At 42.7% G+C, this 15,320-nt stretch carries 12 protein-coding genes; 2 read left to right on the top strand and 10 right to left on the bottom strand.

What is annotated here, in order from left to right; translation table 11 throughout:
- Positions 1-54 precede the first annotated feature (54 nt).
- Positions 55-2,043 (bottom strand): hypothetical protein, encoded by a 1,989-nt coding sequence (locus V7K98_RS14980; protein ID WP_335023084.1) that lies wholly within the window; start codon positions 2,041-2,043, stop codon positions 55-57.
- 349 nt (positions 2,044-2,392) lie between these two features.
- Positions 2,393-2,761, bottom strand: coding sequence for a hypothetical protein (locus V7K98_RS14975; RefSeq protein ID WP_335023082.1), 369 nt, complete (start codon positions 2,759-2,761; stop codon positions 2,393-2,395).
- 357 nt (positions 2,762-3,118) lie between these two features.
- Here V7K98_RS14975 and V7K98_RS14970 point away from each other — a divergent pair, with 357 nt between their 5' ends.
- Positions 3,119-4,297, top strand: coding sequence for an extracellular solute-binding protein (locus V7K98_RS14970; protein WP_335023080.1), 1,179 nt, complete (start codon positions 3,119-3,121; stop codon positions 4,295-4,297).
- Positions 4,298-4,435: 138 nt separating this feature from the next.
- Here V7K98_RS14970 and V7K98_RS14965 read toward each other — a convergent pair whose 3' ends face one another.
- Both V7K98_RS14965 and V7K98_RS14960 read right to left on the bottom strand, forming a co-directional pair.
- Positions 4,436-4,987, bottom strand: coding sequence for a hypothetical protein (locus V7K98_RS14965; protein WP_335023078.1), 552 nt, complete (start codon positions 4,985-4,987; stop codon positions 4,436-4,438).
- A 47-nt stretch (positions 4,988-5,034) separates the two neighbouring features.
- Positions 5,035-5,811 (bottom strand): methyltransferase domain-containing protein, encoded by a 777-nt coding sequence (locus V7K98_RS14960; RefSeq protein WP_335023076.1) that lies wholly within the window; start codon positions 5,809-5,811, stop codon positions 5,035-5,037.
- Positions 5,812-5,966: 155 nt separating this feature from the next.
- On the opposite strand from V7K98_RS14960, the gene V7K98_RS14955 reads away from it, so the two are divergent.
- Positions 5,967-6,854, top strand: a complete 888-nt coding sequence (locus tag V7K98_RS14955; protein ID WP_335023074.1) for a LysR family transcriptional regulator — start codon at positions 5,967-5,969, stop codon at positions 6,852-6,854.
- Between the two features lie 137 nt (positions 6,855-6,991).
- Here the strand turns inward: V7K98_RS14955 and V7K98_RS14950 are convergent, their stop codons facing one another.
- From V7K98_RS14950 to V7K98_RS14925, 6 genes are all read right to left on the bottom strand, one after another.
- On the bottom strand, positions 6,992-8,260 hold the full coding sequence (locus V7K98_RS14950) for an alkaline phosphatase family protein (protein ID WP_335023072.1): 1,269 nt from the start codon (positions 8,258-8,260) through the stop codon (positions 6,992-6,994).
- A 280-nt stretch (positions 8,261-8,540) separates the two neighbouring features.
- Complete coding sequence (locus tag V7K98_RS14945) at positions 8,541-11,225, bottom strand: U32 family peptidase (RefSeq protein ID WP_335023070.1); 2,685 nt, start codon at positions 11,223-11,225, stop codon at positions 8,541-8,543.
- 84 nt (positions 11,226-11,309) lie between these two features.
- Complete coding sequence (locus tag V7K98_RS14940; RefSeq protein ID WP_335023068.1) at positions 11,310-11,960, bottom strand: DUF3226 domain-containing protein; 651 nt, start codon at positions 11,958-11,960, stop codon at positions 11,310-11,312.
- Between the two features lie 2 nt (positions 11,961-11,962).
- Positions 11,963-13,105, bottom strand: a complete 1,143-nt coding sequence (locus tag V7K98_RS14935) for an AAA family ATPase (RefSeq protein ID WP_335023066.1) — start codon at positions 13,103-13,105, stop codon at positions 11,963-11,965.
- Between the two features lie 208 nt (positions 13,106-13,313).
- Positions 13,314-13,679, bottom strand: a complete 366-nt coding sequence (locus tag V7K98_RS14930; RefSeq protein WP_335023064.1) for a DUF6464 family protein — start codon at positions 13,677-13,679, stop codon at positions 13,314-13,316.
- 105 nt (positions 13,680-13,784) lie between these two features.
- Positions 13,785-15,296: a hydroxysqualene dehydroxylase gene (locus V7K98_RS14925; RefSeq protein ID WP_335023062.1), complete on the bottom strand. Its 1,512-nt coding sequence runs from the start codon at positions 15,294-15,296 to the stop codon at positions 13,785-13,787.
- Between the last annotated feature and the right edge of the window lie 24 nt (positions 15,297-15,320).

Genomic DNA, 15,320 nt, shown 5'->3' with positions numbered 1-15,320 from the left:
TTAACTATTTATTTCTTGGAAATCCCTAACATTAGAATATCAGCCGTAGCTTTATTAGAAACTTCCAGGATTGTCATCAAGTGCTAGCAAGAAATTAATTAGGTCTGCTTGCTGCTTGGAATTAAACCCGGCTTGTCTATCTACATAGAAATCATGACCTGTGCCATCAAGGTTACTACGCACTAAAGCAGGGTTAGCTTTATTGGTTTTCACAACTTCTGCACGAAGATCGCGATCGACTAAGGCACGTAAGCTGCTAGCAGCATCGGCAGGTATACCTTGGCTTAGAGTACCAGAAAGCCCTAAGCCATTCTTGTTAACAACCGTGAAACTACCATCTGACTCAACAGCAAGGCTTCCTGCCTGTACTGCTGCACCACCATCATGCAAATATGGTGCGCTTAAATAAAGACCACGTAAGGTACTAGTTTTGTAACCGCCTTTTGGCAATATCCCTTTGGGTAGAGTTGTAGGACTATCTGAGATACCTTGTGTTGGTACATCCAGCACTTCAGCATTAGCAGGTATGGGAACGGGAGTATTAAAAGTGTATAGCTTGGGTGGTACTAACAAATTATTTAACCCCAAGCGAGACTCGGCGCGGGCTGGATTAGTATGAATTTCATCAATTGGATGAATTTTGTTGTCAGTAAAGAAGGGTGGAATATGGCAAGTTGCACAATTGGCCTTCTCAAATATTTTTGCGCCACGCTTAACAGAATTGCTATTTAACGCTTGCGAGTTTTCCAAAGTCTGGTTAGGAGGGGGTACTAAGCTATTTTGAAAAGCAGACATGGCGTTATCAGCAAATAAGAAGTCACCACTGGCAATATCAGTGGGCTTTTCAGTATTTGGGCTGAAAACTAAGCCGTTGTAAGTAAACAAACTAGGACGCAGGTTTGGGTAAGTTCCTGTGCCAGGGGCAGGAATTTGGTCTTCTAATTCTGCTTCTGTAGGATTCGGTGCGATCTTCCGCAGCCATTCTGAGGGTTTTACTATAACTCCTTCTGGTAAACGTAGGCTGAGATTGTCAGCATTCTGAAGAAATGTACCAATATAAACTTCTGGGTCAATGCCAAGAGTTTCTGCACTGAGTTGAGCAGCTGCAAACAGATTAATTTCTGAAGAATGAACACCGTTATTGGTAGAGGTTAGTCCAGCAAACGGGCCAAAAGCAAACTCTCCAGAGGCTGTATAGGGATGATTGTTAAATGTGAACAGGCTGGGAATTTGGGTCGTGTTTCTAATACCATCCGGTGTACTCTCAAAATTCCCAAAAGGCACATCTAAGACTGCATCATCAAAAGCTTTTTCAAACTTTTCAGGATCGGGTAATTCTACTTTGTTACCTTTACTATCCAGAATAATTTTACCATTGCCTCGATATTCCGGGTTGAGGGGGTTAAGATTTAACCGTGCAAATCCAGCAGATGAATTTGATGCTAGGGTAACTAAAAAAGCTGTAGCGATTTCATTATTAGGTACTCCCATAAGACGTTCACCCTTCTTTGAAAGGGATATGTGGCAAGCAGCACAACGAAGGTCAATCTGAGTTGTATTTGTTGTTGTATTAACTGTAATTCCCAGTCCAACGGGAAAAGTCCCTCCCTTTTCCACTTTTAAGCCTGTATTAATGACACTTCCTTGGGGAAAAGTTCGACTACCTAATGCTATATCCTTCTCAAGAATAAGTTGTAAGTTCGTTGTCGGCTGACCTTGCAACTTAACTATTGCTGTCTGTAATTCTGGCAAAATTTTAGCAATGCCATATCCAAAACCAAATACCCCTTGCAAACCGAATGTGTCGCCAATCTTCCGGTTGAAGAATATATCTTCACCTTGAGCGATTAATTCCTGAGTAATTTTAACTGCACCTACCCGTTGATAGGAAATAGGGTCATTAGGATCGAGTCCCTTATTTGAAACTACTCCTGCTGCTTCTTGAGGGCTAAGTAGTTTACCAAAATAGTCGTAATAGCCTAGCGGTTGAGTAGGAGCAGGTTGCAAAAAGTCAATTGTTGCGAAAGCTGTCTTGCTTGTCATCAACCAATTTGATAACAAAATGCCAAAAACACTAATGATAAAAATGCTGATTAATAAGAAAATCTTGGTTTTGGAAGTATAAAGCCCTCTAACTACACCAGTCTTAGGGTTGTTTTTTTTTGTTTCATATTGAACAATCCACTAAAAGATTACAAATAGATATATCACACTATTACGTAAGTAGATGTAATAGTGTGTTTAAGTTTTTTATCAATTTGATAGCTCGATTAGTTGATTATACTTAATATACCTAAAAAGCCCTAGCTCTAGATTGAATGTACTACATTCAAGCTAAAGGCTTGTCTTTTGTGCCTCTAGGCATTTTTTAATTTGTTAAATCAGGTTAAATTTAATGAATTCTTTCTCTAAGTAATTGTTCTTCTAAAGCAGCGATGCGATTGTATGCTGCTGTTAATTGCGCTGTCAGTCGTTGTATTTGAATTTCTGGTGTTATGTTATCTCCACTTTGACGATGCATGTCTAGATAAATACCATCCGTCAATACATCCTTATGTTCCATTTCTGGATTTAAACTGATACGTCTAATCTGATAGCCTCCAGCCGTGCCGTTTTCCTGATAATTATCCTTTGCTTGTGTATTCGCTAAAGAACACTCTGAGAAAGCTTGAGTGACTTTAGTATCAAGTTGATCGATCACTTGGCAGAGGGCATCCAGTTTTTGGCTTAAAGTCAGGATCTGCTGCTGTAATGGCTCCATTTAATACCCTATATACGTATATTTTCTTTATGTTATTCAATTTATCCCCAACCTTAACAATATTTATGGATTATTTAAGTATTGATAATTTTTGGTGCGAACGTGACATTTAAATGATTACTTCTAAATATAAGTAAATATTGATTACAAGTACTATTCAGTAAATTTATAGAGGTAAATACATCTATAGGCATAAATTTACTGGAAAAATCGCTAATTTGAGTCAAATATTCAAAATTATCGGTATTCTCAAGGAAAAATACAGATGATTTTGCAACTCCAGTTTTTCAGATAGTCAGCCTCTGGTGAATCTCTGCTTAATATTAGGTATAATCAAAAATCTCAAATCCAAAATCAATGGATCGACGGTCTTTTTTGCTAGGTACAAGCACACTGGTACTTTCACAACTGCTTTTTGGCTGTGGTGGAAACAAGCAGACACAACTAAAAGTACAGTTATTAAAAGGTTCTATACCTGGTCAGGTAGTGAATCAGTTTCACAAAGGTTTACAGCAACAGGTAAAATTAAAGTTTGCCCCAGTCGAGCAGATACAAGATTTATTTGAGCAATTACAAAATTGGCAGCAAAAACCAAAATCTAGCGATGAACAAGGATGGAGTCGTTTTATACCCTTTAGGCAAGGTCAAAAAACGGTTGATGCAGACCTCATAACATTGGGAGATTATTGGCTAAAAGCAGCTATTGAGCAAAAACTCATTCAACCACTCCAAGAGTTACAGGGAAATCAATTAAAGCAATGGCCTGCTTTAGACGAAAAGTGGAAAAAATTAGTAACGCGCAACGACCAAGGTAACTTGGATACTCAAGGGAAGGTTTGGGGTGCGCCTTATCGGTGGGGTAGCACGGTAATAGTTTATAACCGTGACAAGTTCCGAGAATTGGATTGGACACCCAAAGATTGGAGTGATTTGTGGCGAGATGGAATGCAGCAACGCATTTCTCTACTTAATCAACCACGAGAAGTTATTGGTCTGGTTTTAAAGAAGCTAGGAAAATCTTACAATACAGAGAATCTTGACCAAGTAGCAGACTTGGAAAAGGAATTACAGACATTAAACCAACGGGTGAGGTTTTACAGTTCCAATAACTACTTAGAACCTTTAATTATGGGAGACACTTGGTTAGCGGTTGGTTGGTCAAGTGATGTACTACAAGTTCTGGGACGTTATCCCCAACTTGGTGTGGTTATCCCTCAGTCAGGAACAGCGATGTGGGCGGACTTGTGGGTACGTCCAGCAGGTGTTACTAAGGATACTTTATCAGATCAATGGATTGATTTTTGTTTGCAACCAAGCATAGCTAAACAAATTTCGGTGCTGACTAAAAGTAATTCGCCAATTTCTACAAATATTACCGCTTCCGACATTCAAGAACCATTTCTGAGTCTGTTACAGAGCGATGTTTACGACGGGCTACGCCTACGCACAGTTTTCGATAAGAGTGAATTTTTGCTTCCCTTACCGCCATCTGCAATAAAACAATACGAGTCTTTGTTTGCCAAAATTAAGGTTTAGTTGGGAATTGGGAATTGGGAATTGGGAATTGGGAATTGGGAATTGGGAATTGGGAATTGGGAATTGGGAATTGGGCATGGGGCATTGAAATTTTCCCATCTGGCTCATCTCCTCCAACTCCTAACTTCTAACTCCTGATTAGAGTAAACGCTGTAAACCTATTTTGTTCTTAAGAGTGGTTTGGATACTGCATAAAGCTGGACTTGTACTAAAGTTACAAGTGTAGGTTGCCAAGGGTTCTTTTTGATAGTTAAATACCCGAACGTTGTACCCAAAGTTCCGTGCTGCACTACCTAAGCGATTTACGAAGTCGTAGCGCTCTACATACTCTAGTAAGCTCCAGATTTGCTGATTCACGATCAAGTCTACTCGTGCTGGTTCTTTGTCAGAAGCTGGATATGCTATCCAATTATCTAATAGCTTTTTCTCAGAGTTTTGTTGCGCCCACCATAAACTCGGAACGGTTAATCCCTCTGGATGAATGGTGTTAGCTGTGATGATATAGTCTTTTGGCTTAGTCAATAACTCTAGTTCTAAAGGCGCACTAGAAGGTGACGGTATTGAGGGCGTTTGCGCTTGTGAGGGTGAGGGTACTAGTAAAGTGGTGAGGGCAATGGTTAGTAGTAATGAAAATGATGTTTGGCGATGCCTTCGGCGGGCGCAGCCATCGCACAATTTAGGTATATGCATAGTTAATACTAATTCGTAATTAAGGCATTAGTAAAAATTCACACAAATTAAACTTTGATGGCAACGATGCGAATTCTTCGGTAGTCTGCTGTCCAAGTTCCTTGTTGATACAGCGTCGGCTTGAGATATTTCTCTACGACGCGAATTACTTGTATTTGTTGCTCATCAGAAAGTCCTGCTAAAAAAGAACTAGCGAACATCCCAATCCAGTTTGCCATACCTGCTTCTCCTTCTGCTAAAGGAGTTGGACGAGCAAAAAGTATGGCATGAATGACATCAAAGCCTTGCTGTTCTAGTAGGGTGGCGTACTCGCCGATACTAGGGAAATACCAAGGATTTAGGGCTTGTGCAGGAATATTAATTGCTTCTAAGGCACTTTCTAAAGCTGTGGCGATCGCCAAAACATTCCCCTTACCCCCAAATTCTGCCACAAAACGGCCTCCGGGTTTTAAGGATTGATGGATGGAAGCGATCGCCTTATCTGCTTCTTTCACCCAATGTAATACAGCGTTGGAAAACACAGCATCCAATGGCTTATCTACTTGAAAGTTCCTTGCATCACCAACATCAAAGCGGATATGGGGATAGTTTTCTCTTGCCTTTTCGATCATTGTGGATGCATAATCAACTCCCATAACTTCAGCACCAGCTTGGGCAATTTTTTCTGTGAGTTGTCCAGTACCACAGCCGAGATCCAAAATCGATTCTCCTGGCTGAGGGTTGAGGAATTTTAGTAAGTCCTCGCCATACTGCCAGACAAAGGCGTGTTTATCTTCGTAAAGGGTAGCATCCCAATAATTTTTAGGTATTGAAAGATTATTCATAAGTAGTGAAATTACAGAAGGTTTATTTTCAGATAATCAACCCTCTGCCTTGGGTTGATCACCGCCTATTCATTAGAGTAAAAAAGATTTTTAATTATGTCCAATATATATTTTCACCATAACTAATATTTTAAAGATATGAGTTGAGGTAACAGATGGAACTACGACACTTGCGCTACTTTGTCACCTTGGCAGAGGAACTGCATTTTGGACGGGCGGCGGAACGATTGCACATTGCCCAACCTCCCCTAAGTCAACAAATTCGACAGCTAGAAAGGGAATTGGGTTTTGAACTGTTTCACCGCACGAAACGAAATGTGCAATTAACAGAAGCGGGGCAAGTGTTTTTGGGTGAGGTTCAGCAAATTATGAAGCAATTACAACAGGCAATCCAAGTCGGGCAGCAAACTAGTCGGGGCGAAATTGGACAGTTGGTGGTTGGCTTTGTCAGTTCTGCGGCGTATAATATTTTGCCTATTATTTTGCGAACTTTTCGTAGTCACGTTCCTGATGTGGACATTGAGTTGCATGAACTGACTACAGATCAACAGTTAGAGTGGTTAAGAGAAGGTAGGATGGATGTGGGATTCTTGCGTCCACCTGTTGAAGAAAATAAATTTAGTTACGAAACAATTTTTCAAGAGTCGTTGATGGTGGCACTACCTGAAGCACATTTCCTAGCGAGTCAATCTGATGTGTGTTTGACATCCCTTGCCAATGAACCGTTTATTTTATTTCCCAGGATATTAGCGCCAGGACTTTACGACTCGATCATTAGTATCTGCCAGCAAGCAGGTTTTAGTCCCAAGGTTGCTCAAGAAGCCATCCAGATGCAGACAATTGTTAGCCTAGTAGCAGCTGAGATGGGTGTGGCGATCGTGCCAGAATCTTTGCAAAACCTGCAACGCATTGGCGTAGTTTATAAAAAATTACAAGAACCTACCCCAAAAGTAGCGATCGCAATGATTTGGCGAAAAAACGAGACATCCCCAACTGTGCAGAGGCTTGTGGAGATAGTTAGACAAGTTGCCCAGCAGTTGTGAATAGGGCGGCTTACAACAATAAGAAAATATTTGGTTACAACTAAAAACAATCATTCGAGAGTTTTATCTTGATGTCAACGCGGATGCTTTTTGGGTTGAATTGTCGTGTCCCTGTTTTGTTTCTGTCCTTGCCTGTCTTACTCTGACAGCCAGCGCTTGCGTGTCTTGAGGAACAGCCCTAAGACTGTGAATATTCCCATACCCAGATCGAAGGAAGGTTCAGGAACAGGAGAGGCTAGTGCCCCATCCTTAAACAGATCCGAGAGGTCTTTGGTGTCTGGGGAGTTTGCATCACCCAAAAACCCGCCCCCTGGGCCGTACACACCGAAGAGTTCCTGCCAGCTTTTCAGGTCGGAGGAGTGGGTATAATTTACGAGGCTTTCATAGGCGTTGCCCTTAGCCAGAGGTGAGATCACGATTTCCGGTAGGGTGTGGCTGAAGTCGTTCTGATTCTTGCCTTCAGTCTCATCCCACCAGATCACGATCGCGCCATTATTTTTGTAAGCATCGGAAGACATGATCTGGGGAATGATTGTGGCAAGGAAGTTGTCGCCCTGTGCAAGTTCGGCCTCATCGCCTGTGTAATGCACCCCATTATAAGTAAAGCCGTCGGTCAATGCGGTGTGTGAGTCGTTGTACTGGTCGGGGGTGATGAGGTTATATTTGCCGACCGTATTGTTAGCAAGGTCTGTTGACAACTGCTGCAATGGTGCGTAATGGGAGGCTTCGGGGTTTGAAGGTGTTGGATCGTTGCCGCCGTTGGTATCGGTAAAGAACAGCTGCCCATCGTGTTTGGCCGCGAAGTTATACTGGTTGCTACCGTTGTAGGCGTTGGTGTAGTCCGCCGACGTACCACTGACACTGCTCAAGGGAACAGTCCACTGACTTTGCGGTAGGACGGTGTTGGTCAGCTTACCCTGGCTGTTGGTGGCTAGGTCGATATCTTCCTGGTAAGACTTCCAAGAGATGCCAGCGTTCTGGAGTAGTCCGCTAAGGTTAATCGCGTTCTGGTTAGTACCACCGGGGTTCTTAAAAGGATCGTTGTCGTTCAACACGCCAAAGTTATCGCCGGCTTCCTGCCAAATGTAGTTTGGTTCGGAGGGGTGGATGCTGGGGTTATTGCCCGATGGTGTAGCCAGAACGTTATGATAAGCAGCAGCGTAGGAGACTTGAGCGGCATTCGGATCTCCGGGGGTGATGAGGCTGTTCTGATACGGAGTAGCAACATTGCCGAATATCTGATTGGGCGCATTTGTATCGCTACCTGGTTGCGTGAAGTTGTGGTTCTCCATATCTATGACGAAGATATCGCCGAGGCTTGCTGCCACTGCCGCCTGTGCGCTTAGGAGGCTCCCGGCCACAAAAGCAACAGGAAGAAGCGTCCACTTAAATAGCTGTAGTTGCATTGATTTTTACAAACTGATTGTAAGCATCAGGAATATAGTGATATGGGTTTAAGCACTCACTATTACAGCTTTAAGGAAACATTAAGTTTTTCACTCAACTGCTCCAGAATTATGAATTATCGTGAATTTTCACGGTATCTGGAAAACCTCTCTCTAAATCTCTCTCCTAGAAGGAGAGAGACTTTGAATTTTCACCTTTCCTGATGCGGGAAGGGGGCTAGGGGGTTGGGTTTTTCGTAAGCTTTTACTCACGACGTGAAAAGTTAGATGAATTATCCGGTCAAAGTGCCAATGGGCCACGAGTTACACCTAGCTGATTTTGCAGTTTCAACTCTCGCCAGAGTTGAGAACCTGTAATCTTACCTTGCAATAATTGACGGTAGCAATGTATTGTTTTACTCACTTGTTCTGGTGTCTCATTGACAAACTCGATGCGAAAGTGACCTAATCCAAGCTCTAGAAGGCGCTGTACGTACTCGGCTCCGGTTTGGGCAGTGCCGTTAAATACAGTATTACGGCAACCTACATCTGCTTTAATAACGTGTTCGCTACCTACACGGTCTTTTAATTTGACTTCCTGCTTTTCACAAGGTCGTCCACAGTTGGTATAGTCTGTACCCGTTGAGAGAAAGGCACAAAAAACACAATGCTCCATGTGGAACATCGGTATATGCTGATGGATTGTCACCTCAAACCACTGGGGTGGACAACTGGTGAGCAGGTCTTGCAGTTGGGTAATATTCAGGTCATAAGATGCCGTCAGCCGTTCTAGCCCAAAGCGTTGCTGAAAGTAGTCTGCTGTTAAGGGATTAGCAACGTTGAGCGAAAAATCTCCGATACAACGGTCTTGGGCAAAAAATTGTAGTTGGTCATAGTTTCGTATCAGATAGCCATCTGCTTCACAGGCGCGTACCTGTTGCAAAATCCAATTTTCCCCTGGTTTGGTAATTCGGGGTGGTGCAACCCAGATTGTGGGGAGTTGGGAGACGCGATTAATCGCGTCTGTACAAGAGTTAGTAGTAGAGACGCGATTAATCGCGTCTGTTAAAAGAGAAGAATTGTCTGCTTTGTTTTTTTGCTGTTGTTGGCGCACCATTTGCACTGCTTCTCGGTAGGCGCGAGGGTCTTCAAATTCACAGTACAGTGTTTCAACACCAGCTTTGAGGGCGGCTTGGAGTTGCTTGAGGTTTCGTACTAAGACGATGAGTGAGGGGGATGAGGGGGATGAGGAAGATGAGGAAGGGAGTAAGTCTTGGAAAGAGACATCAGAACGTAATTGCCAGGGTTTGGGTTGACTTCGCAATTCTTCCAACTGCACCACGATTTCCCGCCGCATTCGGTTCAACTCACTTATGGGAAGCATAAGGGAAGTGCTGAGGTGATTGGTTAGCGTTCCCAACATGAAAGGGGTGTTACCAAGACGACCGAATTGTTCTTGTAAACGGTTTGTATCTAAGGGTTTCGTGTGCGCCTCCACCAGAAAAATTGTAGACTCCACCTGTACAATATTACCGAGTCGATCGCGGGCGATCGCAATCAACGCCAGACCAATTTCTCCATAAACCTCTACATCAATGGGACGCTGAAATTGGGGGTTTTCGCCAGCAAAACTCTGACGTAGTTGCTTATCGAGTTCTGGATCGCTGGTTTTCCAAATGCGATCGCCTATATGCACTCGCCGCAGGTTCAAGTCATTTCGTCCAAAGGTCAGCATGGCTTCTTTACCCTTGGACACCACAGCATAAACCCGGCCGCCTTCTTCCTTCGCCTCTGGATGACCGCAGTCAAATACAATTCCATCCCCAGGTTTTACAGGCGCTTCGAGTTTAACTGTTACCTGTTCGTTGTGAATACGGGTAACTTCACCTAGATAAACTCCACGTTTTTTACCAAAGCGGGCATGAACTAATTCCTGATTATTAATCCCGCCAAACCAACCCGTGTAGAGTCCGCGAGAAAATGCCATTTCTAGGTTGTAGTGTTCTCGATCTAATTGACCTCTCCCCCAGCCCCTCTCCGTTTCGGAGAGGGGAGCTTTTATTCCCCCTTCCCTCATAGGGAAGGAGGTTAGGGGGTTAGGTCTTTCCAATTCCGCCATCACTCCATCCAAAGCTTGCCGATAAACACGGGTGACATTAGCAACATACTCTGGAGCTTTCAAACGACCTTCAATCTTGAGACAAGTTACTCCTGATTTCACCAAATCGGGCAGAACATCTAAACCTGCTAGGTCTTGAGGACTAAGTAAATATTTGCGTTCTTTTAAATTTACAACTTCCCCATCGGCAATCAAATCGTAGGGCATCCGGCAAGCTTGGGCACATTCGCCTCGGTTAGCAGAACGTCCGCCTAAAGCCTCGCTAGTTAAACACTGACCGGAATATGCCACGCACAAAGCACCGTGAACAAAGAGTTCCAAGGGCAGCGAAGCTTCTTCTAGGGCAATCTGCTGCTGTATTTTATTGATTTCCTGAAGAGAACATTCACGCGCCAGCACTACTAATTGACAGCCGAGGGACTTGGCAAATTCCACCCCAGTCGCACTGGTGATGGTCATTTGGGTGGAAGCATGGATGGGAAAATCGGGCGACAGATGACGGATGAGACGACAAATTCCCACATCCTGGACAATCACCGCATCCACACCTGCGGCAATAATTGTGCGGAGATATTGCTGGGCTTCTGCTAGTTCTTTGGGAAATATTAATGTGTTGACAGTGACATAACCCTTTACGCCGCGACTGTGCAGAAATCTCATCAAGCTGGGTAAGTCTGCCTCAGTAAAATTTTCTGCCCGCATTCTGGCGTTGAAGCGATCCAAACCGAAGTAAATCGCATCTGCCCCATTTTCCACAGCAGCTTTAGCACAGTCCCAATTACCTGTTGGCGCAAGTAGTTCGGGACGTTGAAGAGAAGGAGGGGAAGAGGGGCGTAGGCTTTGCCCATCGGAGATATCGCTTTTCATCAGATTTAGGGTTAAGTAGCACCATAGTGATTTTATCTAAGTTTGTGGGAGGGGGTGCGATCGCTTTTTGAAAATAGCAAAATCTTATAAGTTGTACAAATTTTTAAACCATATTAAAAATGTCTCTGCCTTTGGATGTTGAGAATTCAGAACTTCATACTTTATAGCTTGATGCAGTTGTCTTCCTGGCTCTTCTTGCCACGATAGCCAAGTATAGATTTTAGCTTTATCAAGATAAGAATTTTTGAATGATGCTCCTTTCTTTTTTGCTTCTTGTGCTACTTCCTGAGCATATTGCCAAATAGTTTCGCCTTCATCTTTAATCATGTAAGCTAAAAAAGTTTCTAGCATACCTCTCATTTTGTTATCTGGCATAATCCAGATACCAAACTTAATTCCATTTTTTGTCATGTGGATAAGTCCTGTCTCTGATATTTGTTCGGGAATATCAGGGATACTTGGCAAACAAGCATTTCTTATACTTATCCAACGTACAGATAAATCTTCATCTGCGTCTATTATGACCCCTAAATGAGTGAGTCCTGATGCTTGTAATTCAGTAGATATAAGGTTTGCATCAATATTTTCGTAACCTCCACAATCTTGTATTAATACAATTGCCTCCTTTTTATTATCACCCCAACGAATTCCGTTTTTTTCTATTAATTCTGGTATAACTCGCAAATCGTCCTGTCCTTCTACTAATAGTTTCTTGGCTACATAACCTTTTACCATTACTAACGTACCTCAATTTCTCTTTCAGCAGCAATGACGATTTGAGGTTCAGTGAAGACTACACTTGTTTCTTTACCTTTCTCAATTCTGTGAATTTTAATACCATCCTCAGTTGCATCTTCCTCGCTAACAATGCTAGCTAAACTTGTCCAACAGTCGCTATTGTGAGTAGTTGCGAAAACTTGCACATTAAGCTTTTTTGCTGTTTTCCAGATCAGCTTCCACATATCAGACATCGCAGTAAAGTGCAGTCCAGTATCAATCTCATCAACAAATAAGTATCCGTCTTTAGCACACACTGTAGCCAGTGCGAGTCCTAAGATACGCCAAATACCATCACCCATACTACCAATTGGTACACGCTGATTTCTGTCAGACAGACGTGCAACAAAACCACTACGTGAATCAAAGGAAGTTCTTAATCTCAGTGGGCTTACTTGCTGAAGATTAACTGAAGCGATACGTTCAATTTTGGGTTCAATCGTTTGAAGTGCTTCTTGTACAAATATCTCTTCAGGCGTGAGTACCACTTGATCAAACAATTGATTCATTTTCTCTGTGGTTAAAAAAGACGATGTGACGAATTGGGTATTTGGTAGTGGATTTTTACCATCTCGACGGAATCGCTGAACATAACCTAAATCCAAAGCACTATTATTTGATAAAGGAAATGTCAAAATTTCTGTTTCCTCTCCACGAGTCCAGTTGATACCCAAATTCAGACCATTTATTTGAGCTGAAGATTCATGGAAACTACTAGATTCTCTATTTAATTCTTCACCTAAATCATCATCAAGGTGAAAGTAACGCGCTCCTATACTAACAGTAATCGCCTCTTGATTGTTGCCATTCATGCCTGATATACAAAGTTTGCTATCTGGTTGAATTTCATGTCCGTAAAAAAGATGACAAATATCAAGCTCACGATTTCTTCTTGGATTATCATTCCAAAAATATTCACCTCTGTTAGTCATAACCTCAGCAAGTGGCTCAAGATTAGTCCGTGAACATAAAAGTTGAATAGCTTCTAGTATTGATGTTTTACCACTGTTGTTTTTACCAACAAGTAGGTTGACTCTACCAAGTTGCTGAAGCTCGAAAGATTGGAAACTACGGAAATTCTCTATTTTTATCGTCTTCAACATAATTTTGCTAGCCGGAGACAGCAAAGAGCTAATGACTGGTATTAGTATAAGCAGTCTTAATACTTTTAACTCTAGCAAAAAGGGGCGATCGCCTTTGTCAATTGAGATAAATTAAGCGATATCTTCTCTGCGAGACGCTACGCGAACGATGGGCTACGCCTACGCACCTTACCCCAACTTAATGAATGGATAGGTGAAAAACTACCTTTTAAATCCTAACTTGTAACTCTTCATAAAAGCGGCAAGATTCGCAAGGGCCATCTGGGTTGACTGCACAGCGAATGAGTTCTGAATGAGCATTGTAGCAACAGGTGGCATCACCAATTACCCAACGTCCACCTACCAAACTTTTCTCAGATGGTCGTTTTGCCGACTGCACATAAATGGCAATATTATGTAAGCGGTAGCGCCCTGATTTCAGTTGGTATCGATGGCGGCGTTCTAAAACCGCGTAGGTTTTACCCTCAAAATCGAGATAATTTCCGGGTTGGGGTGTCCAATCAAGTTGCACTTTACCGAGTGACTCAGGCGGATGTGTCAGAATCACCTCAGTTAGTAAAGAGTCTGGCTCCATAAGCTTATGTGATTTGGTTTACATTACAAGAATCGTATAGCATAGCTTTCTTTAGCTTACCGAATTTAGATTACAATAATGACTAACTCTTCGCATCCATACAGATTAAGGCAGCCAAAAGTCAGGTAGGATAGATTTGCCCAAGTCACGTAGAGTTTGGTTGAGCGATCGCGCCACTTGGATATGTACTTCATCCTCTTCTACAGCTAAAATCTCGGCTGGCTGACCTTTTCCCAAATAAGACACCACCAAATTCGCCGCCTCCAAACCAGTAACATAAGCCTTTTCTTGTGACCAGGAACCATGACGGTTCACAATCCAATCGCCACTCATAAACACGTTTTCAAAACTTGTCTTGGCGGGTAACATATAACGATAGCTACCAGGTGCAAAGTGAGTCACCGCTTGAGGTAGCCGAATTACACTGCTATCAACTATTTTTGCCTCCCGAAAGGCCGGCACACAAGTTGCTAAATAACCCTGAACTATTGCTACAATCTCCTCATCGCTCAAACTGAGAAACTGATTTGCGTGATAAAAATCAGCTTCAATCACTGTTCCCGCTTCATCCCGATATTCATCATGTAGAGCATTCAAATCAAAAAACGTCCAGCCTGTACTTTCGTCAAATCCAAAGCAAGCATTAGAAGGACGCGGAATATCAATTTTGCGGTCAAACCATAGCCGCGTTGCCAAAACATCAATTGCTCCTAAATTGCTCAAATTACGGAATTCTTCATGGCTTTGTAAACTAGGGCTAGTTGAGACGATTTTCTTCATTCCCGCAATGCCAACCGCAAAAATCACGGCATCTGCTTCAATTACTTCATCACCGCAAACCACACCCTTGGCGCGATGATTGCTATCAACAATTAAGTCTGTAACCCGACGCTTGGGTAGCACTCGCGCACCAGCTTTTTCAATCTGTTCTACCCAAGGACGAAATATCTTTTCTCCAACAGTTCCCCGACACCAAACTACATCAAAGTCAGGTTGATGAGCCAGAATAAAAAAGTAAAGCATCCCTAAAGTCGCGGCGGCTGAACATTGTTCGCCAGGGGCAAACAAGCCTACTAATAACATTGGTTCAAAAGCCTCGCGGTAAAGTCGTGCAGAAACCTTAAATTCCTTGAACAATTCCCTAGCAGTTACAAAATCATAGCGCCGCCAAGCATCATCAGAATTGTCAAAATCAACAACAGCATACAGTAAAGGCAGAGCGCTCAGACGGTCAATTAGTGGCAATCGTTTAAACTGAGTATATAGAAAAGTTCCTAGTGGGGATGGGAGTCGCGGTAAGTCTTGAAAAATTGGTGATTCAACTTCCAAGCCTGCTGGCGAATATTGCGAAGAACGAGTCCAAGTAGTAAAAGGATTAATTTCTAATTGATTGATTAAGGAAAAAATATTTTTGTAAGGATACCAAAAGCCATGAATGCCAGCTTCAACAGATTTTCCGGCGGCTGTCTGCCAACCTGCCACCAACCCACCAGGATAGGGGCCTGCTTCTAGAAGAGTCACATCATAACCTTGTTTCGCCAAATGGTAGGTTGCTCCTAAACCAGCCCAACCAGCACCTACAACTACCACCCGTTTTTGTTGCGATCCTTCTACCATCCCAGCCTCCGATTGTTGCTGTCC

The sequence above is a fragment of the Nostoc sp. genome (assembly GCF_036917435.1).
Lineage (GTDB): Bacteria > Cyanobacteriota > Cyanobacteriia > Cyanobacteriales > Nostocaceae > Nostoc.
Note: the sequence above shows the minus strand (reverse complement) of the source record. Positions and strands in the feature narration are given on the sequence as shown.

What these genes read in the sequence shown, in the direction of transcription:
- V7K98_RS14980 (WP_335023084.1), bottom strand. Translation starts at nt 2,043, where the DNA reads ATGACAAGCAAGACAGCTTTCGCAACAATTGACTTTTTGCAACCTGCT.
- V7K98_RS14975 (WP_335023082.1), bottom strand. Translation starts at nt 2,761, where the DNA reads ATGGAGCCATTACAGCAGCAGATCCTGACTTTAAGCCAAAAACTGGAT.
- V7K98_RS14970 (WP_335023080.1), top strand. Translation starts at nt 3,119, where the DNA reads ATGGATCGACGGTCTTTTTTGCTAGGTACAAGCACACTGGTACTTTCA.
- V7K98_RS14965 (WP_335023078.1), bottom strand. Translation starts at nt 4,987, where the DNA reads ATGCATATACCTAAATTGTGCGATGGCTGCGCCCGCCGAAGGCATCGC.
- V7K98_RS14960 (WP_335023076.1), bottom strand. Translation starts at nt 5,811, where the DNA reads ATGAATAATCTTTCAATACCTAAAAATTATTGGGATGCTACCCTTTAC.
- V7K98_RS14955 (WP_335023074.1), top strand. Translation starts at nt 5,967, where the DNA reads ATGGAACTACGACACTTGCGCTACTTTGTCACCTTGGCAGAGGAACTG.
- V7K98_RS14950 (WP_335023072.1), bottom strand. Translation starts at nt 8,260, where the DNA reads ATGCAACTACAGCTATTTAAGTGGACGCTTCTTCCTGTTGCTTTTGTG.
- V7K98_RS14945 (WP_335023070.1), bottom strand. Translation starts at nt 11,225, where the DNA reads ATGAAAAGCGATATCTCCGATGGGCAAAGCCTACGCCCCTCTTCCCCT.
- V7K98_RS14940 (WP_335023068.1), bottom strand. Translation starts at nt 11,960, where the DNA reads ATGGTAAAAGGTTATGTAGCCAAGAAACTATTAGTAGAAGGACAGGAC.
- V7K98_RS14935 (WP_335023066.1), bottom strand. Translation starts at nt 13,105, where the DNA reads ATGTTGAAGACGATAAAAATAGAGAATTTCCGTAGTTTCCAATCTTTC.
- V7K98_RS14930 (WP_335023064.1), bottom strand. Translation starts at nt 13,679, where the DNA reads ATGGAGCCAGACTCTTTACTAACTGAGGTGATTCTGACACATCCGCCT.
- V7K98_RS14925 (WP_335023062.1), bottom strand. Translation starts at nt 15,296, where the DNA reads ATGGTAGAAGGATCGCAACAAAAACGGGTGGTAGTTGTAGGTGCTGGT.